We start from the raw sequence: 21,698 nt of genomic DNA, 5'->3' as shown, positions 1-21,698 counted from the left end.
GCCCGGAAACGTGAAATCCCCGCCGAACGATACGTCGAGGTATGCAACTCGAGGTGATCGGCGTCGGCGGCGCGGGGTGTCGGATCGCCGATTCGATTCTGGATGCGGATCCGGCCGAGCACTCGTTCGTCGGCGACGCGTTCGCGTTCGATACGGACGCGAGAAGCCTGCGAGCGCTCTCCGCGATTCCCGACGACCACCGACATCGGTACGGTGGAACCGTCGAGAACGGGCTCAACGGAAACCTCCAGCGAGGGGATTCGGTCGGCGAGGAATCGGTCGACGAACTCGAGCGACAGTTAGACCGAGGGCAGCCGTCGATCGCCGACGCGTTTCTGATCGCCGTCGGCCTCGGCGGGGCGACAGGTGGCGGAACGGTGCCACACCTCGTCGCGACCCTCCAGACGATGTACGACGCGCCGGTGTACGTCCTCGCCACGTTGCCGGCCGAACGCGAACTCGAGGCCCCGGAGTCGGACGACGGCGATCCGCGAGCACCGAACGCCAGCGGTTCCGGGGAAGGGGGTGTCGACGGAGAACGCGTTCCGCCTGCCGGTGACGGACGCGCGGAAACCCACGGTATCGATGATGAGCGCGTGGAAACCAACGATACCGGTGATGAGCGCGTGGAAGCCGCCGGCACGGTCGGTGTGGGACCCGGTGAGAGCACGAGGCCACCGGACGACGATCCCACCGAAGAACTCGAGCCGGAACCCACGACCCGTCCGCTCGCCGAGGAGAACGCGACCCGGACGCTCGAGCGCCTCGAGGGGCTCGCGAACGCGATCGTCTGTTTCGACAACGAGCGCTGGCTGAAATCCGCCGAAGGCCTCCTCGAGGGACGCGATCGGCTCAACCGGGAACTCGCGGCGCGGGTGGCGGCGTTCTTCGGTGCAACTGCGGACGCCAGCGACGGGGGGACTGGTCCCGACGCCGAGACCGTCATCGACGCGAACGACGTCGGCCGGATTCTCGGCGACGGAACGGATCTGGTGACGCTCGGCTACGGCGAACAGCGGGTCGAGGCCGAAAGCGGATCGCGGTTCGGCCTCGGGCTGTTCGCGACGGAGCCGTCGGTCGACACCGCCGCGGCGGTGAGCGCGATCGAGACCACGGTCGGCAAGGCCTTGCGCGGCAAACTCACCCTCGAGTGCGACCGCGAGCACGCCGACCGCGGAATGCTCGTCGTCGGCGGGCCGCCGGAGTGGCTCAACCGACGGGCGATCACGGACGGCCGAAAGACGATCGAGTCGGCGACGGGGTCGGTGGAGATCCTCGGCGGCGACGCACCACGGCCCGGCACGGACCTCGTCTACGCCGTCGTCGTGCTCGCCGGCATCGAACCGGTCGAACGCCTCGAGGAGCGACGAAACGAAGCCTGATACGGACTGACCGGAACCGTTCGTCCGATCGATGCGTAACGGTGATTCCTCAGGTCGATGGCGATTCGTTACGTCGACGGTGGTTCGTTAAGCCGGCGGCGACCCAGAAGCGAAGGTTTTTGCGCGCCGGAGCGCCAAGGCGGTGGTAATGACCGGAGACGACGAACTCGAGGAGTCCGAGTCAGGGACCACGTTACCCGACGGTGGGGCAGCAGGAGCAGACGATGTCGCGCTCGACCCGTGGGGTTCCTCGAGCGTCTCCGACTACCGCAAGCTGTTCGAGGAGTTCGGCATCGAAGAGTTCGACGAGATACTCGAGGACGTACCCCACCCACACTACCTGATGCGCCGCGGCGTGATCTTCGGCCACCGGGGGTACGAGCCGGTCGCCGACGCGATGCGAAACGACGAGCCCGCGGCCGTCCTCTCGGGATTCATGCCGACCGGCGATCCGCACATCGGACACAAACTTGTCTTCGACGAGATCGTCTGGCACCAGCAACGGGGCGCGGACGCGTACGCGCTAATCGCCGACCTCGAGGCCAACGCCGCCCGCGGGATGAGCTGGGCCGAGATCGACGAACACGCGCGGAGTTACCTCCTCTCGTTGCTCGCACTCGGCTTCGATCCCGAGGAAGGCACGCTCTACCGCCAGTCGACCAACCGCGAGGTCCAGGATCTCGCGTTCGAACTCGGTGCCGAGGCCAACTTCTCGGAGTTTCAGGCGATCTACGGCTTCGACGGCGAGACCGACGTCTCGCACATGCAGTCGGTCGTCACGCAGATGGCCGATATCCTCTACCCGCAACTCGAGGAACCGAAACCGACGGTCATCCCCGTCGGTCCCGACCAGGATCCCCACGTTCGACTGGCGCGGGACCTGGCCGAGCGGATGCGCTTTTTCAAGGTGAGCGACGCCTACGCCAGCTTCGAACTCGAGCCCAACGAACGCGCTCTGGTCGCCGAACGGTACGATCAGCTCGATCCGGAGGCGTTCGACGACGACCAGCTTCGCTGTGTCCACGTCGCCGAGACGCTCGAGGAGACGCCGCTGTCGGAACTCGACGTCGACGCGGGCACGCTCGAGTCGACCCTGCGGAAGCTGAACGAGGCGGGGATGGAACCGATCCGGCCCCGGACGCGGTTTTTCGACCGACGGGCGACCGACGAGGCGTTCGAGGCGCTGATCGACGCGATCGACGGCGAGAAGCGAGTCTACGAGAGCCACGTCGACGCCTTCGAGATCGACCTCGCAGAGGCCGAGGAACTCGCCCGCGAGGTCGAAGTCGACAACGGCGGCTACGGCTTCCGCCCGCCGTCGTCGATCTACCACCGCTTTATGACCGGCCTCACGGGTGGAAAGATGTCCTCGTCGATCCCAGCCAGCCACATCTCCTTGCTCGACGATCCCGAGACGGGCTACGACAAGGTAAAGTCGGCGACGACCGGCGGGCGAGAGACGGCCGAAGAACAGCGCGAGAAGGGGGGTCGGGCCGACGAGTGTCCGGTCTACGAACTGTACGCCTACCTGCTCGCGGGTGACGACGACGAGTTCGCAAAGCTCGTCTACGACGAGTGCGTCGGCGGCGAGCGCCTCTGTGGCGACTGCAAGGAACAGGCCGCCCAGCTCATGAAGGAGTTTCTCGCCGACCACCAGGAGAAACGCGAGGAGGTCGCGGACCTGCTCGAGGCGGCGGATATCGAACTCGAGTCGCCGAGACGGCGATAGGAACGGAGGAAACGCAAGCCGTCGCTTCGGCGGCGAAGTCGGCGACGTCGGCCCGTAATTTTCATCCCCTAGTGACGATATCTTACAGCGTCTGACGTAGATATATACGGCTGTTCGTAAAACCGTCCTCTCAGGATGGTCCCCGAGCCCCCCAACAGCGACGAGGGACTCCTGATCTCCGTCGACGTCCTCGGCGCGTTCGGCGTCACGTCGACGGAGATCAAGCGGGAGAGCGAAATCGACGGCCCGCTCGAGGAGGTCCTCGCCGGCGCGCTCGAGGACGGACGGGACCGAACGTCGATCCTTCGGCGGATGATCGCCCGGAGCAACCGCGGTATCTCCTGTTCGGCGCGATACACACAGGAGAGCCTCGAGCGGGAACTCTCGGGTGTCTTCGAAGCCGTCGGCTGGTCGTTCGACTGCGCGAGGTCGGTTGCGCGCGACCGACTGTCGGTGAGCGTCGTCGACCACAACGGCCGGCGGCGCGAGGCAACCCTCGAGTATCCGGAGAGTCCGCTCGGAACCGACAATTTGCCGGCGATCCTCGCGAAGATCGAGGAGACGCTACTGGCGGGAACCGGGGCCCGCTTCGTGTTGCTCTCCTCGGGCGTCGACCGGTGGCGTGGGGTGCTGGTCGACGGCGACGAACTCGCGGATCTGCGCGATCGGTACGGGCCACGAATCGACGCGGTCGGTCGACCACTGGTACCCGAAGACGGGCTCGAGGCGTACGTGCCCGACGAAGGGGGAGAACCGGCCGCGAGCGGCGACGAGCGCAACGGCCCGTGGCCGGCGTGGGCGAGCGACCGCGAACGGGACGGAACGAGCGTCCCCACGAGCGACCGGCGGGCGTCGACCGGGAGTTCGCAGGCGACGCTCGACGACGTCGCGTCGTTCATCGAGGAGGCCGAATCGGATCCCGGATCGGAGGGCCGGTCGCCGGCGGAGAGCGAGCCCGAGAATCGTGGCGGGGAACGAGACCGGTCACACCGAGAACCCACGTCGGAACCGGCGTGGACCGCGTCGTCGGACGCCAGCGGAGATGGCGACACTGACGGGTTCGAACTCAGTGGCTCACCGACGGTGTCACGGGTGAGCGGCGCGGACGAGTCGCAGTCGGCGTCCCCGACGGGCGGGCGCTCGAGCGCGATGGACGCCGCGGCTGGCTCGTCGGTGGGGATCGCCGCCGGCGACTCGAGGCAGACGGACGACGGTGGATCACGCTCGAGGCGGATGGACGACGGTGGGTCACGCTCGAGGGAAGCCACAGGGGAGAAAACCGACGAGGCGTGTGAAGACGGACCGTCCGATTCCGAAGAGGAGTCGGCGGGGTTCGGGACGCTTTCGGGAACGACGAAGACCGCTCGCGTCTCGAACGATTCCTTCGGGTCGGACGTCGAGTGGGAGACCGAGGACGATCGGTACCGGGCGCTCGGAATGGCGCTGGGTGCGGGCGGAGCCGTCTCCGTCGAGGGGGTTCTCGATGACGACGAGTTCCTGCCGGAGCTTCCCGCGGTCGAGCCGGAACGGACCCGTATCGAATTTCGAGAGGAGTTCGATCCGACGGCGCTGCCGGAGGCGAAAGCGACCGCCGAGGAGTCCGGCTTCGTCTGGATGGGGTCGGGATCGCTCGAGACGACGCGCGTTTCGGACGGCTGAGACGGTTTGCTATGACTGATACGGATCGCTGCAACTGTTTACCGGAGCGACCGCGGGATTGCACCCGGTCGCTCCGGTAATGACTTGCAGTAAACCGTATGATTGCCGGTCGATCGCCCACCGTTCTGCGATCGACCGCTAAAGACTCATAGCAGACCGTATGACCAGCGCACGAGGCCGACGTGTTTCGAACGAGGACAGACCGGAATTTCCGACGGTCTCGAGCGGCGTGGTACCGTCCCGCAACACTTTTGCGATCGGCTTCGAATCGAACGTATATGGCACCCGAATCCCACACGGCCAGCGTCGTCAGCCAGCCACAGCGCGCGCGTTCGGGGTTCGGCTTCTTTTTCGCGTGATGGGAGGCGGCGGACCCGCGGGGGCCCACACCGGGCGTCCGCGGCGAAACCGTCCACAGCACGCCGGTCACAGACCGGCGTCGAGTCGGAACCGCTAACTGACCGCCACTCGGCCATACCAACAAGCGAATGCAACTGAAGGAATCACAGGTCGCGGTCTTGGAGGCCGCGAGCGCGGACGAAGCGACGTCCGTCGACGCCCTCGCCGGGGCGACCGACCTTCCACCCGAGACCGTCACCGGGGCGGCGTTCGAACTCGAGGAGGAAGGGCTGGTCGCCATCGAGGAGCGCGTCGACGAAACGATCTCACTCACCGACGAGGGGACGACCTACGCCGACGAGCGGCTTCCGGAAGTTCGCCTCTACGAGGCCGCCCTCGAGGCGGGTGCGGACGACGCTCCCGTCTCGATGGGGCAAGTCATCGGCGCGTCGGGACTCGAGGGACCGCAGGTCGACATCGCGCTCTCGAACTACGCGCGAAAGGGCTACGGCTCGATCGACTCCGGCGAGATCACCGCTGATCCGGACGCGGACCCGAGCGCGGACGCGGAGGCGAACGCCCTCGAGGCGCTTTCGGGTGTCGATGACGCGCCGGTCGATAGTGTCGACGTCGACGCGGAGACGCTCGAGGAACTCGATCGGCGCGGCCTGCTCGAGCGGACGGAGTCGACCGTCCGTGAGGTGACGCTTTCGGAACTGGGCGTCACCGAGTTGATGGCCGGAGTCGAGACCGCCGAGACGGTCGGGCAGGTCACGCCGGAACTGCTCACGAGCGGCGAGTGGGAAGGCGTCGAGTTCGCGGAGTACAACGTCGAGGCCGACGCCGAGCGGTTCGAGGGCGGCAGGGTTCACATCCTGCGCCAGACCGCGGATCGCGTGAAGGACGTCCTCGTCGGCATGGGCTTTCAGGAGATGGAAGGCCCCCACGTCGACGCCGACTTCTGGATCAACGACTGCCTGTTCATGCCCCAGGACCACCCCGCGCGCACCCACTGGGACCGGTTCGCACTCGAGGAGCCAACCCACATCGACGACCTTCCCGAGGACCTCGTCGAACGCGTGGAACGCGCCCACCGCGAAGGCGTCGGCGACGACGGTGAGGGCTATCACTCGCCGTGGGACGAGGACTTCGCGCGAGCGCTCGCGCTGCGGGGACACACCACCTCGCTGTCGACGCGCTATCTCTCGGGCGAAGAGATCGGCGAGATCGAGCCGCCCGCTCGCTTTTTCAGCGTCGAGAAGGTGTACCGCAACGACACGCTCGATCCGACCCACCTCCTCGAGTTCTTCCAGATCGAGGGCTGGGTGATGGCAGAGGACCTCTCGGTTCGGGACCTGATGGGTACCTTCGAGGAGTTTTACGCCCAGTTCGGCATCACCGACATCGAGTTCAAGCCCCACTACAACCCCTACACCGAACCGAGCTTCGAGCTGTTCGGCACGCATCCGACGACGGGCGAGTTAGTGGAGATCGGCAACTCGGGTATCTTCCGCGAGGAGATGTTAGAACCTCTCGGGGTGGAGTGTGACGTGATGGCGTGGGGGCTCGCACTCGAGCGACTGCTCATGCTGATGTACGGCTTCGAGGACATCCGCGACATCCACGGCACGCTGTGTGACCTCGAACTGCTGCGGGAAACGGAGGTGACCTACTGATGCCCACGGTCGACATCGACCCCGACGAACTGCGCGAACTGACCGGCCGCGAAGAAAAGAGCGACGACGAACTCAAAGACGACCTGTTCGGGCTTGGCCTCGAGTACGAGGGCCAAACCGAGGACGGTGCGTTCGAACTCGAGTTCGCCCCAGACCGCCTCGACCGGCTCTCGGTCGAGGGCGTCGCGCGCTCGATGCGCTACCAGTACGGCGACGCGCGCGGAATCCACGTCCCCTCGCCGAACTCGCCGGAGTGGACGATCGTCGTCGACGACTCCGTGCCCGAGGAGCGACCGTACGTCACCGGGGCAGTGATCCGCGACGTCGACCTGGACGAGGAGAGCCTCGAGTCGCTGATCCAGCTCCAGGAGAAACTCCACGCGACGATGGGCCGAAAGCGCGCGAAGGGAGCGATCGGCATCCACGATCTGACGATGCTGAAAGGCTCGGCGGCGACGGAAGGCAACCCCACCATCGAGTACGTCGGCGTCGAGCCCGACGGAGACCGGTTCGTGCCGCTCGATTCGGACGCCGAGATGACCCCCGCCGAGGTGCTCGAGGACCACCAGACGGGGCAGACGTACGCCGACCTCGTGAGCGAGTACGAACGTTATCCCGCGATCTACGACGACCTCGGGCTGTTCTCGTTCCCGCCGGTGATCAACGGCCGCCGGACCGAGGTCTCGACCGACTCGCGGGACCTGTTCGTCGAGATGACCGGCACCGATCAGTGGACGATCGACAAGATGCTGAACATCGTCTGCTACGCGCTCGCGGCGAGAGGGGCGACCCTCGAGGAGGTGCGGGTCGAGTATCCCAACGGCGAGTCCGGCGGACGCGAACTCGTCCGCCCCGATCTCTCGACGAAGACCAAGTCCGTCTCACACGACCGCATCGAGACGATCCTCGGCATCGACCTCGATCCCGACGAAGTGATCGACCTCGCGGAACGGTCGGGACTCGAGGCGGAGAAACGAGAGGGCGGAGCCGACGGCGACGACCTCGTCTACGTGGTGACGATCCCACCGTACCGCGTCGACGTCCTCCATCCGCTGGACGTCATCGACGATCTCGGGCGCGCCTACGGCTTCAACGACCTCGAGCCGAAGTATCCCGACGTGGGCACCGTCGGCGGCCGCCACGAGCGCTCCCGGCTCGAGGACTCCGTCCGGACCCAACTCGTCGGCCTCGGCTTCGAGGACCTGCTCAACTTCCACATGATCAGCGAGGCGGAGAACTTCGATCGCCTCGAGATCGCTCCCGACGACGAGGTCTACGGTGCGGGTGAACCGCCCGCCATCAAAGGTCCCTACAGCGAGGACTACACGATGTTGCGGACGTGGGTGACGCCCTCGCTGCTCATGGTCTTAGAGCGGAACACCCATCGGGCGTACCCGCAGAATCTCGCGGAGATCGGCTTCACCGCCGCGGTCGACGACAGCGAGAACACCGGCGTCGCCGAGCGCCGGCGCGTCGGTGCCGTCCTCGCGAGCCACGAGGCCGGTTACGAGGACGCCAAAGCCAGACTGCAGGCGCTCTGTCGCCGGTTCGACGTCGACCTCGAGACGCCGCCGACCGACCACCCGACGTTCATTTCGGGTCGAACCGCGAGCGTCATGATCGACGGCGAGGCGGTCGGCGTCATCGGCGAGGTCCATCCGAAGGTGCTCGTCGAACACGACCTCGAGGTGCCCGTCGCCGGCTTCGAGTTCGACCTCGAGGCGCTGCGCTGAACGAGACGTCGGTCCGTATCGAGGACGACCGTCCGCGGCCGAATCGCTCGAGCGTGACGGTTCGTCCGGATATTGTCACCGTGTCTCGAGACAACCACGAGTATCCGGACGGATACGCCGGAGAAGCGCGTAAATCGAGAAAGCTGCTTTCTGAGTATAATCTTCGAATGGGCGAAAATCCTCCCAGTTCTGCCGTTGAACGTACGGCCACAATTCTCACTTCTTTTCGGTTCCACGGCGACAGCTTAGTACCCCCCAAGCGTCGACTGATGAGCAAAATCGGACCACACCGCGTGATTTCGCTCATCAGTGCAGGCTTGGGACGCCACTTAGCATCGGCAATCTCTCGACAGTAATCGGTAGCGCGATTTCTTTGTTCAAGCTCACACCTGAAACAGGCGGTTCGGTAACTACGTGTACGAAGAAGGAGTCATACAATAGTCAGGGCTTGTTCTCGTGGCGCTCCTTGCAGTTACACCGGGAATGCGCATCGGCGAACTCGACAGCGTACGAGTGGACCTCCTCAGCTAGCTCGTGCATCCCGACTGCTAGATCTCGACCGGGCCGATCAATATCGTAATAGATCCGGGCACGATGCTCCGATCGGAACGCATCAATTCGGGCAGGCACACCCGTATCAGAGAATACCCCGCGACTCTCGATGTCCTCGAACACTTGCTCGTGCTTTCGGAAATCAGACGATTCAGCTGCAGTCTGATCCACCAAGTAGAACTGGAACGACCGTTCGATCGCGTTGAACGACAACTCGACGATACTGACGTAGTTATTCGTTCCGCTGCGTAACTGCCGACACGTTCCGAGCATCGCACACGCTTTCCCCAGTTGTACGTCAGCATCCGCTTGCTGCCACGACAACGAATCTTGAACGGGGCCTGTCTCCTCGTCAGCTAACAACGACTCAACGTGTTCGACAGCGGCAACAACGTCTTCAAGTCCCATCCGCGAACACCTCCTGTTTCACCGCGTCGAGAACCGGGGCGTCGTGAAGCGTGATCCCTTCCACGAGGACGTCACGGATTCGGTCGTGCGTTGGGGCTGAGTCGCGCGTCTCGACCACGACGTGCGGTTCGAATCGATCGCCATCGAACTGTTGCGACGTGATATCTTCTTCAATGCTGTGAGCCGCTCGTTGCGCCGCCATTCGGTCATCATCGACAACGACGAACACGTCGATATCGCTTGCCCGGTCGGCGTCGCCGCGAGCGACACTCCCGAACAATACGATCGCTGCATGATCACCGACACGGTCAATAAGCCGATTCCGAACAGTTCGCACCGGGTCGTGGAACTCGGATTGCGGAATTGTGGTAACCGGATCATCACTGTGAACGAATCTCTTCGGGTTGATCTGTACGGCATTTGACCTGCCGTCGCGATCAACGTGAATTATACCGAGGGCTTCGAGGGAGAGAACCGCCGCGTTCACGTTTGACATTCCTCTTTCCGTCAATCGGTGGAGTTCGCGGTTCGAGAACGCTGTATCTGGATTGTCAGCGAGTACGTGGAGGATGTCAGTCGCTGCGCGGTGGCGGAACGCCTCACGGTCACCGAGCGGAATCGGGAGGCAAACGTACGTTCCCTCACATCCATTCGACGACTGAACGGCCTCGCGGTTCATGAACTGTTGTACGGTTCGACCGCTGGTAAGTGTTCCGCTCACGAGCGCCACTTCTGGAATGCTCTTCGAACCGGTGATCGGTCGATGATGTATGAATTTCCTATACTGATCGGCATTTCCGAAAATACTTTGGATACAGAGCCTGTATCACCAACTACTATCAAATAGAAGGAAAATTTATCTATATTTTAGTTTTAATTAATAATCATAGTAAATGATAAAGAACGATTAAGCATAATATTGGGTGTTTTTCTAGTCCTGTGGGGAACTGTGGAACTCTATCGTGGACGGAAGGACGGATTGTCCGCAGTTTATTTTTATTCGCGGTCGTAGTAACCGGGAGTTATATGATTCTATTATCATACTCGAGCTAAACGGCAACTACCGGGGTTGTCCAATACCCCCCAACAGTCCACATGAGTCGATGACACCGACGAATCGGGAAAATAACTTGCTGACGGTGAGCAGGTACTCGAATCGATCGCCGCGTGAACGGACGTCCCGACCGTCATCGGTGGGTTTCCCCGGTCACGCTCAGCAGGCCGCTGGGCTGGCCCGCGGGTCCGGTTTCGACGTTCATTTTCCAGGACGATCCACCGCGAGACGGGATCCGTTCGGCCGCGGAAATCGCGAGGTTACGATTCGGGCTCTGGCAGAACACCTCGAGGACGATCGGAAGGGTCACGACTCGCTCGGCCGACCGGTCGAGGACGTATTCCTCGAGGGTCACGTCCCAGGAGCGGTTCCCCGTCCCCGAATTTTCCGATCGAGTGTGAAGCGTGTACGCTTCGACGACGGCGGCGGACTGTAACGTCGACAGCGCTGCCTCGAGCGGATCACCGTCCGCCGGTCTCGACGGCAACCGCCGTGCTGCCGACAGGAGGACGTCGATCTGTTCGTCAGCATCGAGCCCAACGTCGAGTTCGGCTGCCGTACTCTCGAGCAGACGAAAACAGAGGTCGTCCGGCTGTTCGGTCGTCTCGGCCAGGGCGAAGTACGTGTCCATGATCGCGGCCTCGATCTCGTGGTGGGGCGAGTCCGCGATCGCTTCGAATACTGCGCCGGCAACGGTGTGACAGAAGTCGATCACCGACCGGTTGGCCACCGGTCGTTCCGCCGCCTCGCGGTCGACTTCGGTAGGACCGGAGCGGTGTGATTCGGTCCGGTCATCGGCGGGATCGTTCACCGATCGCTGACAGACGATCACGTTGGTGTACGGGAGTTGCGGATCGTACCGACGGAGCGCCGCCCGATACTGTTCGGTCGCTTGCGCCGCCACTCGAGCAGTCGCCCGTGTTTCGAACGCGAGACCTGCAGCGGGTACTGGACATTCGCCGGTTCGCCCACAGACGAGGTGGTATTCGCCCGAATCGGTCGCCAGCGATTCGATGTACCGTCGGATGTCCCCGAGTGTCGCACCGACCATTTTAGGCTAGCCTAAAAACCCTCTGGACACAAATACCTTCAGGTTCACCGGCAACGAAGTGGGTCGCCGCACGGTGAGTTGCCGCCGAACTGGTCGTACTGCGAGCGAACGACGTGAGCGAGCGGGCCGACGACTGATACGGATTACTATACCTGTGTCCCGGCGCACCCGCGACCCGGGCGGCGGGTGCGCCGGCAATGACGTACAGTAAACCGTATGACGTAGAGCGACGCTCCGCGTCACGGAACGGAAAGAGGAGTGCTTTTGCTCGAGCGTTTGCTGAGCGACGACGAGCCGTCTGGTGGCACTGCTGCCAGCGGCGTGAAACGAACGCGGCGCAAAAGGTGGTGGCTAGAATTCGTGTTCGACGTCTTCCTCGTCGGCTTTCTGGATGATGATCTTGCCGTCTCGAACCCGGACGAAGACTTCGTCACCGATATCCATCCCCGCGACTGCGAGTTCGTCCTCGTGGAGGTTGAGGTGGACGTTGTGGTAGTTTCCATCTTCGTCTTTCGCACCGCTTGGACTCAGCTTCTTTTTCCGTACCATCGCGGGATTCTATGACGAACTTCGCCGTAGGATATACTTAAGTGTTTTCTACGACAGGACCGACGACCGTACCAGATGAACAGTACGTAAACGAACAGAGACCGACGAAGAAACACGAACGAGGGTTGGTGCGGAAAAGTAGCGAACCCGACTTACTTAAAGATACCGACGCTGTCGGTCGGTTTTCGGGGATATCTTTATGTCAGACCGTGCGCTGAATTGACACGGAGGTAAAACCATGGTACGTGAAGACGGTAAGCGGAACTTCGCACTGCGAGAATCGAGCGGCGACGAGTCGAGCGTCTTCTCGGGGAACACCCCGCGACAGGCTGCGCTCAAAGCCGCCCGGCGACTCGAGCCGGGATCGAGTGAGGACGCGGCCGAACGCGTCGAACTTCGGCTTCGCGAGAAGGGGACGGACAAAGTCCACATCTACGACGGCTGGGCGTGGGAAGAGACCGCACCAGACGACAAGCCGGACTGGATGCCGGGCGAAATCACCGAGGCGAACGTGTCGAAAAAGGGGATCGAACACCTGGACGAGTGAGTGATCCAGTGGTTTCCACACAGTGAGTCGTAACTGACGGTCCGAATCCCACGTTGTTCTACCGCGTCGAACGTCCTACCGATCTGTGCACCCTCGAGAGAGACCGATCTGTTCATCCTCGAGAAAGTTTGCTATCGATCCGACGACGACCCTGACCGCCGGCGCTCGCCACAGAGGCGACGGTCTTTTGATGCTCTCCGCGTAACTGACGAGCGATGGCTGCAGTTACGCTGGGCCCCGAAGGGACGTATTCGCACCGAGCTACCCGTGCGATCGACGACGAGATCGACTTTCGCCAGTCGGTGACGGCCATCGTCGACGCCGTCGCGGCCGGCGAGTACGACCGCGGCGTCGTTCCGATCGAGAACAGCATCGAAGGCAGCGTTACCGAGAGTCTCGACGCGCTCGCGGAGTACGACGTCGCCGTCGTTCGCGAGATCGTCACTCCCATCCGACACGCGCTGCTCGCACAGGGCGAGGAGTTCGACACGATCGCCAGTCACTCCCAGGCGATCGCACAGTGTCGCTCCTTCCTCGAGCGTGAGTACCCCGACGCTACCCTCGAGGCGGTCGCCAGCACCGCACAGGGCGTCGAGTTCGCCCGCAACGACCCCTCCGTCGCGGGCATCGGCCACCCCGCAAACGCCGAAAACGGCACCAGCCTCGAGGTGCTCGGCGAGGATATTCAGGATCGGGATTCGAACGCGACGCGTTTTCTGGCGCTTGCACCCGCCGAGGAGCGGACGAAAGGCGGCGGCAAGACCTCGCTCGTCGTCTACCCGGACGCGGACTACCCCGGTCTCCTGTTGGAACTGCTCGAGCCGTTCGCGAATCGAGACATCAATCTGGTTCGCCTCGAATCACGCCCGAGCGGTCAGCGACTGGGCGATTACGTCTTCCACATCGACATCGAGGCGGGGCTGTACGAGGCTCGCACGAAGGAGGCGCTCGAAGAGATCGAAGCTCTCGCGGAAAACGGCTGGGTGCGCCGGCTCGGTTCCTACGATACCGAACACGTCGTCGAGTAGCCGACATCGTATCCGGACGACCGAGTACCGTCCCGGTGACCGATCGGCCGGCCCACACCGCCCACCCCAAACGGTTTTTCGCGTCCCGCCGAGGGTGGGATATGACACTCGACGAAGGCAGCGACGCGCCGACCGTGACTGCGCCGAACCAGAACGGCGAGGACGTGACCCTCGAGTTCGAGGAGCCAACAGTGCTGTACTTTTACCCGAGAGACGAGACGCCCGGCTGTACGATCGAAGCGCGCCAGTTCGATCGCGAACTCGAAACCTACCGCGAAGCGGGGGTGTCGGTCTACGGCGTCTCGACCGACGACGTCGACTCCCATCGAGCGTTCTGTGACGCCGAGGGCCTCGCGTTCGACCTGCTCGCCGATCCGGACGGGGAGGTCGCCGAGGCGTTCGACGTCGACGCCAGCTCCGGTGCGGCCGAACGGACGACGTTCGTCCTCACCGACGGCAACGTGCAGTCGGTCTACGAGAGCGTCGATCCGGACGGACACGCCCGCGAGGTCCTGCGCGACGCGCTCGAGGACGGACTCGCTACGTTACCTGAACGGTAGATCCGGCGGATCCGTCCCGCACCCGATCGATCGAACCCGTCCACGAACGGGACAGTCCGTTCTGTCGTTCGAGTGCGGGCAGAATTTATCCCACTCGAGGTCGTAGCTCCGTCCATGCGAGGAAACCCGTTCAACGATATCGAGGAGATGCTCGACCGCATCAGCCGGCAGGTCGAAGGCGGAATGACCAGCGGCGGTCTCCAGGTACCGGGCTCGGTTCCGGTCGACGTCGCCGACACCGGCGAGGAGTACGTCGTCACCGCGGATCTCCCGGGCTACGAGACCGACGACATTTCGCTGACCCTCTCGGAGGGAACGCTTCGTCTCGAGGCGAATCGCGAACACGAGATGGAGTACACCGAAGGGCAGTACATCCGGCGCGAACGGACGCGAAAGACGGCGAGTCGACGAATCCGACTGCCAGACCCGGTCGAAGAGAACTCGGTCTCTGCGGGGTACGAAAACGGCGTGTTGACGGTTCGACTGCCGAAAGTCGGCGGCGGCGAGGAGTCTCGAGAGATCGACATCGAGTAATACGGTTTGGGACGACTGATTATCGGCCGATCGCCCACCCTCGTGCGATCGGCCGGTACGGACACATTTCGACTGTATCAGATTGGCAGTAACAGTTCGCACGATAGGACGCGCGACGAGTGCGATCACCGCGAGCGGATGACGGTTCTCGAGCAGTTGGAACGGGTCGGCGGGTGGATGGAAAGCTATAGGGCGGCGTCGCGTCCACGTCTACACAAATGAGCGACGCGGGATACGACCACGAGCCGGTCGAACGGCGCTGGCAAGAGGCGTGGGACGATGCGGACGCCTACCGGACGTCCGACGACGTCGACGAGCCGACGTACGTGCTGGGAATGTACCCGTATCCGTCGGGGAAACTCCACATGGGCCACGTCCGAAACTACACGATAACGGACGCGTACGCCCGGTACCGGCGGATGTGCGGCGACGAGGTCCTCCATCCGATGGGGTGGGACGCGTTCGGCCTGCCCGCCGAAAACGCGGCCAAAGATCGGGATACGAACCCGCGAGACTGGACGTTCGACTGCATCGAGACGATGCGCGAGCAGATGCACGCGATGGGCTTTGGCTACGACTGGGATCGCGAAATCGCGACCTGTACGCCGGAGTACTACCAGTGGAACCAGTGGCTCTTCTCCCGATTTCACGACGAGGGGCTCGTCGAACGCCGAGACGCCGACGTCAACTGGTGTCCCGAGTGTGAGACCGTCCTCGCGGACGAACAAGTCGAGGGAGAGGCCGAACTCTGCTGGCGCTGTGAGACGCCGGTCGAACAGCGCGAACTCGAGCAGTGGTTCCTGAAGATCACCGAGTACGCAGACGAGTTGCTGGAGGCGATCGACGACCTCGAGGGGTGGCCGAACTCGGTGCGCCAGATGCAGCGCAACTGGATCGGCCGCCAGTACGGCACCGAACTCGACTTCGAGATCGACGGTCACGGGGCCGTCACGGCGTTTACCACTCGCGTCGACACCATCTTCGGCGCGACGTTCTTCGCGCTCGCGCCGGACCACCCGATCAGCGAGGAACTCGCCGCCGCCGACGACGACGTTCGTCACTTCATCGAGCACGAAGCCGATCCCGACGGCGACGAGCCAAACGGTGTCGAGACGGATCTGACCGCCACGAACCCCGTAACGGGCGAGGAGATTCCGGTGTACGTCGCCGACTTCGTCCTCTCGGACGTCGGAACGGGCGCGCTGATGGCCGTCCCCGGCCACGACGAGCGCGACCACGCGTTCGCGACGAAGATGGACGAGGATATCGTCCCCGTGATCGCACCCGAACCCGACGACTGGGACGGCGAGACGGTCCCCGACGCGCCGGACGTCAGCGAGCAAGCGTTCACCGACGACGGCGTGCTGGTAAACTCCGATGAGTACTCCGGCCTCGAGAGCGAGAGCGCCCGCGAACGACTGACAGAGGACGTCGAGAGCGCCGCCCATGCGGCACAGTATCAGCTTCGTGACTGGGGAATCTCCCGCCAGCGCTACTGGGGGACGCCGATCCCCGTCGTCCACTGTCACGACGACTGTGGTTCGGTCGTGGTCCCCGACGAGGAGTTGCCGGTCGAACTGCCGGAGTTCATCAACACCACCGGCAATCCGCTGGATGCCGCCGAAGAGTGGAAAGAGACCAGGTGTCCGGAGTGTGGCGGGACGGCCACCCGCGAGACCGACACGATGGATACGTTCGTCGACTCTTCGTGGTACTTCCTGCGGTACGTCTCGCCCGACCTCGAGGACGCCCCCTTCGACGCAGAACGGGCGAACGACTGGATGCCCGTCGACCAGTACGTCGGCGGCATCGAACACGCCGTGATGCACCTGCTCTATTCGCGCTTTTTCACGAAGGTGCTCGCCGACAACGAGGGGCTCGAACACCGCGAGCCGTTTACGAACCTGCTCGCCCAGGGCATGGTTCAACTCGAGGGCGAGAAGATGTCGAAGTCGAAGGGCAACGTCGTCTCCCCCCAGCGGATCGTCGAGGAGTACGGCGCGGACACCGCGCGGCTGTTCATGATGCAGGCCGCCCAGCCCGAGCGTGATTTCGACTGGAGCGAGGAAGGAGTCCGATCGACGAACGCCTTCCTCTCGCGGCTCAAGGAGATGGTCGAATCCTACACCGCGAACGAACCCGACGGCGCGGACGACGCCGTCGCGAGCTACGTCGAAAGCGAGATCGACGCGACGATCGCCATCGCCGGCAGCGAGTACGACGACCTGACGTTCAACCGCGCGCTCCGCGAGACGCAGGATCTGGTGGGAACGTTGCGGAGCTACGCCGACTATACCGAACCCCACGCCGAGACCTACGAGCGCGGCCTCTCGGCCGTCGTTCGCCTGCTCGCCCCGGTCGCGCCGCACCTCGCAGAAGAGCTGTACGAGGCGCTGGGCAACGACGGTTTCGTCGTCGACGCGCCGTGGCCCACTGCGGAGGTCGACCGCGATTACGTCACCAAACGCCGCCGACTCGTCGAGAACACTCGAGAAGACGTCCGCGACATCGTCGAGGTCGCGGGCATCGAAGATCCGAAAGCGATCGACGTCGTCGTCGCCCCCGAGTGGAAGTACGACGCCCTCGAGCTCGCGATCGAGAGCGACGCCGACAACCTGATCGGCGAACTGATGCAAAACTCCCACATTCGCGAGCAGGGCGACGCCGCCGCCAGCTATGGACAGGACCTGCAGGCCGAACGCGAAGCGCTCTCGATGACGCTGGGACCCGACGAGGAGTTCGCGGCACTCGAGTCCGCCGCGTGGCTGATCGAGCGCGAGTTCGACGCGCCGGTGTCGGTCGTCCGCGCCGAAGCGGTCGACGAGAGCGTGTTGAAAAACGCCGAACCGGGACGGCCGGCGATCGAAATCGAAGACTGATACGGACTGCTGTACGTCATCTTCGGCGCACCCACGACCCGGCGGTGGGTGCGGCGGTACATCGGTACAGGAATCCGTACGAACGGAATCGGCCCGGCGGCCTGGACCGGCGTGGAAACACGCGGGTGCTACGCCGGAACTTATACCGGTCTGTCTATTACTACGGTCGTGACTCATTTCGGCGATCGACAGTCCGCCGACGGGGGATCGGTGGGCCCTCAGGACACGATATCGATGCTAACGGGAGCCGACGTCGCGATCGTCGAACTCTCCCCGGGCGGCGAAATCGTCGCGACGACGCAGGCACTCGCCGAGCGGACGGGCCACCCTCTCGCCGACCTTCAGGGACGGAGTTTCGAATCGGTGCTGGAGAGCGTCCCCGAACCGGTCGACGACATTCTGGCGGACGACGTCTCGAGTACGGGCCCCGTTACGCTCACGGTGGAAACCGCAACTGGCGATTCGGTCGCGTTCGACGCCCAGTTCGAGCGTAACCAGCGTACTGAGACCGAAGACGTGATCGTCGGAACGCTGCATCACAGATCACAGCCGTCGTCCGCTGGCGGCTCGTCCGAACGGGAACCGAATCGGAACGGAGGAACGGCACCCGCGAGAGCGTTCGTCGCCCTCGCCGACGCCCTGTCCGACGGGATCATCGTCCTCGATACGGCAAGCGAGATCCAGTACGCGAATCCCGCAGTCGAGCGTATTCTCGGGTATCCCCCTCGGGAACTCGTCGGCGGAAGCAAACTCGACGTCATCCCGGAACGCCTCCGGGAAACCCACCTGAACGCGCTGAATCGCTACCTCGAGACGGGAGAGCGAAACATCGACTGGGAGTACGTCGAGCTTCCGGGTCAGCACGAAGATGGCCACGAGGTGCCACTCGGGATCTCGCTCAACGACTTCTTCTTCGACGGCGACCGGTACTTCGTCGGTCTCTTTCGGGACATCTCGCCCCGGAAAGAGGTCGAACAGGCCCTGCGCGAGCGCGAACGACAGCTCGATCAGTACAAAGAGTACACCGACGACATCCTGAACGCGATCGACGACGTCTTCTACGTCGTCGATCAGAAGGGGACGCTCCAGCGGTGGAATCGACGTCTCCGCCAGGTCGTCGGATACACGGACGAAGAGATCGAGTCGATGCACGCACTGGAGTTCTTCGGAGCGGACGACCGCGAGCAGATCGCTGGCGCAATCGAAGAGGGGTTCGATGCGGGACACGTTCGCGTCGAAGCGGAGGTCCTGACGAAAGACGGCGATCGAATCCCCTACGAGTTCGTGGCAGCTGCGCTAGAAGACCCCGACGGGGACCCAGTTCTCACGGGGATCGGACGGGACATCACCACGCAGAGGAAACAGCGGCGCAAACTCGAGGAGTCGAACGAACGCTTAGAGCAGTTCGCCTACGCCGCCTCCCACGACCTCCAGGAGCCGCTTCGAATGGTCACGAGCTACCTCCAGCTCGTCGACCAGCGGTACGGCGACGAACTCGGCGACGACGGCGAGGAGTTCGTCGAGTTCGCCGTCGACGGCGCCGAGCGGATGCGCGGGATGATCGACGGCCTCCTCGAGTACTCGCGAGTCGATACACGCGGGGATCCGCTCGAGTCGGTCGCCCTCGAAGACGTCCTCGAGGACGTGCGTGCGGACCTCCAGCTGAAAATCGAGGAGTCAGGCGCGGAGATCGACGTCGGCGAGTTGCCCCGGGTCGCTGGCGATCGGAGCCAACTGCGTCAGGTCTTCCAGAACCTGCTTTCCAACGCAATCGGGTACAGCGGCGACGAGCCGCCGACCGTCGAGATCGCTGCCGAACGGACGGGGCGAATGTGGCGAATCGACGTCGCCGACGCCGGCGTCGGAATCGATCCAGACGACGAAGAGCGCATCTTCCGGGTGTTCCAGCGCTCGAGCGCTCACCAGGGCCACGGCGGAACCGGCATCGGACTCGCGCTGTGTCAGCGAATCGTCGAACGCCACGGCGGCCAGATCTGGGTCGACTCGGAACCCGGCGAGGGGTCGACGTTTTCGTTCACGCTTCCGGACGAAAACGCGCGATGACCGTACTGACCGGGCTGGCGTAGCCGTCTTCCTCGAGTCGTCCGCAACCAGAGCGTCGAACTCGAGTGCGAAAGGCCACCGAGGAGGTCACACGGCCGCTCGAAACGGTCGCCGGTGACGGTGTCCCGGTGGGAATGGGGATGGGTTGCCCACACGGCAACGAGAGGAGTCGTGGTCGGCGGCGACGGAGTATCGTTCACCGGTCACCTGCAACCACGACGGTCGTCGCCTCAAAGTATTTACCCGGGACTGTTAATCGACAGGTATGCGCCGCCGAGCCCTCCTCGGAGCGATCGGAACCGCTGGCTTCTCGGGCTGTCTGGACGGGGGAACCAGCGAGCGCGAGACGCGATCGTCCGACTCGACGACCGACGAGTCCGGATCCGACGACGGATCGCAAACGGACGGTGACGCCGAATCCGACGACGATCCACGAACCGGTGAGAGAACCTACGACGAGTGTAACGCTCCGTACGTCACCCACGATCAGTTGCCCGACGAAATCGCCGCCGAAGTGGACGTCGCGTTCGACGACGGCGAGTACGTCACCGATGGCGAGTTGCTGTACGAGCAGGCGATCGGTGACGGAACGCCCCTGTGGAAGGATCGGCCGTACGACCACCGCGTCGAAACGGACGGCGAAACGCGGCGACTCTCGTTCGAGGCACAAACCGAGTACGCCTCGCCTCGAACCCTCGAGCTCTGGAACGATACTGACGAGTCGGTCACTGCGACGGTGACGATCACCGACGAAGACGACGAGGCCGTCGTCGACACGACGTTCGCCGTCGAGGGAGACGAGCGCGAACGGGTCGACGCCGCGAGCCGCTTTGGCACCTACGACGTCGAAATCGAACTCGAGGACGGCAGGCGGGAGACGGATACGTGGGAACTCTTTGCACCGAAAAGCGAAGGAGTCGACGGTCTCACCGTCGGAATCACTGCCGACGAAATTTCGATCGAGCCGTTGATCTGGGCGTACGACTTCGAGCCGTGTCCGATGCAGTGGGAACGGACGTGAAGCTGTGGCCACTACGACAGGACGGGGCGAGCCGATCGTGGATGCGTGGCGCATGGTGGAAGCCACCGCTCGAGCGGGATTTTCCGCCCCCTCACGATCCGTTGGTCACGAGTTGACCGTCGCTGGCGGAACTATTTTCCGAGTAGAAAACTCTACTACTGTTATGAGCACGTCGGTCAAAGTAACGGACACCACGAAATCCCGCCTCGAGGAACTCCAGGCGGAGATTCGTCTCGAGACGGGGCGAAACGTAACGCAACAGGAACTGCTCGAGCGGATCGTCACGAGCAGCTACGAGTCGAAAGACGAGTTGATCGACTCGTTTCGCGACGAGTTCGAGCCGCTCTCGGAGGAGGAAATCGACCGGTGGCTCTCGGGCACCATTGATTCCGGAGTCGAGACGAAGGAAGAAGACATCGACGACGTTCTCTACGGCGAATGAGCGTATTCATCGATACCGGCGTCTTCTTTGCCCACCACGATCAAGCGGCGGCGAGATACGAGGCGGCGTCGACCGCGATGCAAGCCGTTCTCGAGGGAAAGTTCGGAGAACCTTACACGAGCGACTACGTCGTCGACGAGGCGATAACGCTCACTCGGAAACGAACCGGTAACTACGAGGATGCGTGGGAAATCGGGCGGCGAATTCTCGGCCGCGGTCGATATCCGGATCGGATCGAACTGTTAGTACTAACACCGGACCTGTTCGAGGATACACTCGATACGTTCGAAACGTACGACGATCACTCGCTGAGTTTCACCGACGCGAGTACGATCGCCGCCGTCGAACGGAACGATCTCGATGCCGTTCTCAGTTTCGACGACGATTTCGACGGGGTCGTCGAACGAATCGATCCGGCAATAATTGGGGGGTAGATCCGCGGTACTCGAGCATCGTTGATTACGGACCGAAGAGACGGTGACGGCGCGGTC

The 21,698-nt window shown here is 63.5% G+C and carries 18 protein-coding genes and 1 pseudogene; 14 read left to right on the top strand and 5 right to left on the bottom strand.

Annotated features, from left to right (window positions below; all coding sequences use genetic code 11):
- Positions 1-41 precede the first annotated feature (41 nt).
- The 5 genes from EA473_RS09110 (at position 42) to pheT (ending at position 8,518) form a co-directional block, all read left to right on the top strand.
- Positions 42-1,382, top strand: a complete 1,341-nt coding sequence (locus EA473_RS09110) for a cell division protein FtsZ (protein WP_124195353.1) — start codon at positions 42-44, stop codon at positions 1,380-1,382.
- Between the two features lie 148 nt (positions 1,383-1,530).
- Positions 1,531-3,111, top strand: coding sequence for a tryptophan--tRNA ligase (locus tag EA473_RS09105; RefSeq protein ID WP_124195352.1), 1,581 nt, complete (start codon positions 1,531-1,533; stop codon positions 3,109-3,111).
- A 135-nt stretch (positions 3,112-3,246) separates the two neighbouring features.
- On the top strand, positions 3,247-4,770 hold the full coding sequence (locus EA473_RS09100) for a hypothetical protein (RefSeq protein ID WP_124195351.1): 1,524 nt from the start codon (positions 3,247-3,249) through the stop codon (positions 4,768-4,770).
- Positions 4,771-5,258: 488 nt separating this feature from the next.
- Entirely contained in the window at positions 5,259-6,785 is a 1,527-nt protein-coding gene (gene pheS, locus EA473_RS09095; RefSeq protein WP_124195350.1) for a phenylalanine--tRNA ligase subunit alpha, read from the top strand.
- Positions 6,785-8,518: a phenylalanine--tRNA ligase subunit beta gene (gene pheT, locus EA473_RS09090; RefSeq protein ID WP_124195349.1), complete on the top strand. Its 1,734-nt coding sequence runs from the start codon at positions 6,785-6,787 to the stop codon at positions 8,516-8,518. Before pheS ends, pheT begins: the two co-directional genes overlap by 1 nt.
- Positions 8,519-8,959: 441 nt before the next feature.
- Here the strand turns inward: pheT and EA473_RS09085 are convergent, their stop codons facing one another.
- From EA473_RS09085 to EA473_RS09070, 5 genes and pseudogenes are all read right to left on the bottom strand, one after another.
- The gene (locus tag EA473_RS09085; RefSeq protein WP_124195348.1) at positions 8,960-9,478 is read right to left on the bottom strand and encodes a hypothetical protein; all 519 of its coding nucleotides are present in this window, start codon (positions 9,476-9,478) and stop codon (positions 8,960-8,962) included.
- Positions 9,468-9,596, bottom strand: coding sequence for a hypothetical protein (locus EA473_RS23060; RefSeq protein ID WP_279387655.1), 129 nt, complete (start codon positions 9,594-9,596; stop codon positions 9,468-9,470). The genes EA473_RS09085 and EA473_RS23060 overlap by 11 nt, the downstream gene beginning before the upstream one ends.
- Before the next feature lie 105 nt (positions 9,597-9,701).
- Positions 9,702-9,974 (bottom strand): annotated as a pseudogene (locus tag EA473_RS22755) (nucleotidyltransferase domain-containing protein); the annotation flags it as partial.
- A 691-nt stretch (positions 9,975-10,665) separates the two neighbouring features.
- On the bottom strand, positions 10,666-11,583 hold the full coding sequence (locus tag EA473_RS09075) for a DUF7551 domain-containing protein (protein ID WP_124195346.1): 918 nt from the start codon (positions 11,581-11,583) through the stop codon (positions 10,666-10,668).
- Between the two features lie 351 nt (positions 11,584-11,934).
- Entirely contained in the window at positions 11,935-12,132 is a 198-nt protein-coding gene (locus tag EA473_RS09070; protein WP_006111025.1) for a hypothetical protein, read from the bottom strand.
- Positions 12,133-12,370: 238 nt separating this feature from the next.
- Between EA473_RS09070 and EA473_RS09065 the strand changes: the two genes are divergently transcribed.
- The 9 genes from EA473_RS09065 to EA473_RS09025 all read left to right on the top strand — a co-directional run bounded on the left by EA473_RS09065 (position 12,371) and on the right by EA473_RS09025 (position 21,641).
- Positions 12,371-12,679 carry a non-histone chromosomal MC1 family protein gene (locus EA473_RS09065; protein WP_124195345.1) on the top strand — a complete coding sequence of 103 codons (309 nt, stop codon included), beginning with the start codon at positions 12,371-12,373 and terminating at the stop codon, positions 12,677-12,679.
- A 215-nt stretch (positions 12,680-12,894) separates the two neighbouring features.
- Entirely contained in the window at positions 12,895-13,707 is an 813-nt protein-coding gene (gene pheA, locus EA473_RS09060) for a prephenate dehydratase (protein ID WP_124195344.1), read from the top strand.
- 101 nt (positions 13,708-13,808) lie between these two features.
- On the top strand, positions 13,809-14,267 hold the full coding sequence (locus EA473_RS09055; RefSeq protein ID WP_124195343.1) for a peroxiredoxin: 459 nt from the start codon (positions 13,809-13,811) through the stop codon (positions 14,265-14,267).
- A gap of 114 nt (positions 14,268-14,381) precedes the next feature.
- Positions 14,382-14,801 carry an Hsp20/alpha crystallin family protein gene (locus tag EA473_RS09050; RefSeq protein WP_124195342.1) on the top strand — a complete coding sequence of 140 codons (420 nt, stop codon included), beginning with the start codon at positions 14,382-14,384 and terminating at the stop codon, positions 14,799-14,801.
- Between the two features lie 218 nt (positions 14,802-15,019).
- On the top strand, positions 15,020-17,680 hold the full coding sequence (gene leuS, locus EA473_RS09045) for a leucine--tRNA ligase (protein ID WP_124195341.1): 2,661 nt from the start codon (positions 15,020-15,022) through the stop codon (positions 17,678-17,680).
- Between the two features lie 234 nt (positions 17,681-17,914).
- Complete coding sequence (locus tag EA473_RS09040) at positions 17,915-19,744, top strand: sensor histidine kinase (RefSeq protein ID WP_124195340.1); 1,830 nt, start codon at positions 17,915-17,917, stop codon at positions 19,742-19,744.
- Between the two features lie 265 nt (positions 19,745-20,009).
- The gene (locus EA473_RS09035; protein WP_124195339.1) at positions 20,010-20,765 is read left to right on the top strand and encodes a hypothetical protein; all 756 of its coding nucleotides are present in this window, start codon (positions 20,010-20,012) and stop codon (positions 20,763-20,765) included.
- Between the two features lie 163 nt (positions 20,766-20,928).
- A complete protein-coding gene (locus EA473_RS09030) occupies positions 20,929-21,207 on the top strand; it encodes a hypothetical protein (protein WP_124195338.1) in 279 nt (92 codons plus the stop codon).
- Positions 21,204-21,641, top strand: coding sequence for a type II toxin-antitoxin system VapC family toxin (locus tag EA473_RS09025; protein WP_124195337.1), 438 nt, complete (start codon positions 21,204-21,206; stop codon positions 21,639-21,641). The genes EA473_RS09030 and EA473_RS09025 overlap by 4 nt, the downstream gene beginning before the upstream one ends.
- The last annotated feature ends 57 nt before the right edge of the window (positions 21,642-21,698 follow it).

It is taken from the genome of Natrarchaeobius chitinivorans (assembly GCF_003841505.1).
In the GTDB taxonomy this organism is placed as follows: Archaea; Halobacteriota; Halobacteria; order Halobacteriales; family Natrialbaceae; genus Natrarchaeobius; species Natrarchaeobius chitinivorans.
Note: the sequence above shows the minus strand (reverse complement) of the source record. Positions and strands in the feature narration are given on the sequence as shown.

Excerpts from the sequence above, each read along its gene's own strand:
- EA473_RS09085 (WP_124195348.1), bottom strand. The coding sequence starts at position 9,478 with ATGGGACTTGAAGACGTTGTTGCCGCTGTCGAACACGTTGAGTCGTTG.
- EA473_RS09040 (WP_124195340.1), top strand. The coding sequence starts at position 17,915 with ATGCTAACGGGAGCCGACGTCGCGATCGTCGAACTCTCCCCGGGCGGC.
- EA473_RS09070 (WP_006111025.1), bottom strand. The coding sequence starts at position 12,132 with ATGGTACGGAAAAAGAAGCTGAGTCCAAGCGGTGCGAAAGACGAAGAT.
- pheT (WP_124195349.1), top strand. The coding sequence starts at position 6,785 with ATGCCCACGGTCGACATCGACCCCGACGAACTGCGCGAACTGACCGGC.
- pheS (WP_124195350.1), top strand. The coding sequence starts at position 5,259 with ATGCAACTGAAGGAATCACAGGTCGCGGTCTTGGAGGCCGCGAGCGCG.
- EA473_RS09075 (WP_124195346.1), bottom strand. The coding sequence starts at position 11,583 with ATGGTCGGTGCGACACTCGGGGACATCCGACGGTACATCGAATCGCTG.
- EA473_RS09035 (WP_124195339.1), top strand. The coding sequence starts at position 20,010 with ATGCGCCGCCGAGCCCTCCTCGGAGCGATCGGAACCGCTGGCTTCTCG.
- leuS (WP_124195341.1), top strand. The coding sequence starts at position 15,020 with ATGAGCGACGCGGGATACGACCACGAGCCGGTCGAACGGCGCTGGCAA.
- EA473_RS09105 (WP_124195352.1), top strand. The coding sequence starts at position 1,531 with ATGACCGGAGACGACGAACTCGAGGAGTCCGAGTCAGGGACCACGTTA.
- EA473_RS09110 (WP_124195353.1), top strand. The coding sequence starts at position 42 with ATGCAACTCGAGGTGATCGGCGTCGGCGGCGCGGGGTGTCGGATCGCC.
- EA473_RS09025 (WP_124195337.1), top strand. The coding sequence starts at position 21,204 with ATGAGCGTATTCATCGATACCGGCGTCTTCTTTGCCCACCACGATCAA.
- EA473_RS09050 (WP_124195342.1), top strand. The coding sequence starts at position 14,382 with ATGCGAGGAAACCCGTTCAACGATATCGAGGAGATGCTCGACCGCATC.
- pheA (WP_124195344.1), top strand. The coding sequence starts at position 12,895 with ATGGCTGCAGTTACGCTGGGCCCCGAAGGGACGTATTCGCACCGAGCT.
- EA473_RS09100 (WP_124195351.1), top strand. The coding sequence starts at position 3,247 with ATGGTCCCCGAGCCCCCCAACAGCGACGAGGGACTCCTGATCTCCGTC.
- EA473_RS09065 (WP_124195345.1), top strand. The coding sequence starts at position 12,371 with ATGGTACGTGAAGACGGTAAGCGGAACTTCGCACTGCGAGAATCGAGC.
- EA473_RS09030 (WP_124195338.1), top strand. The coding sequence starts at position 20,929 with ATGAGCACGTCGGTCAAAGTAACGGACACCACGAAATCCCGCCTCGAG.
- EA473_RS09055 (WP_124195343.1), top strand. The coding sequence starts at position 13,809 with ATGACACTCGACGAAGGCAGCGACGCGCCGACCGTGACTGCGCCGAAC.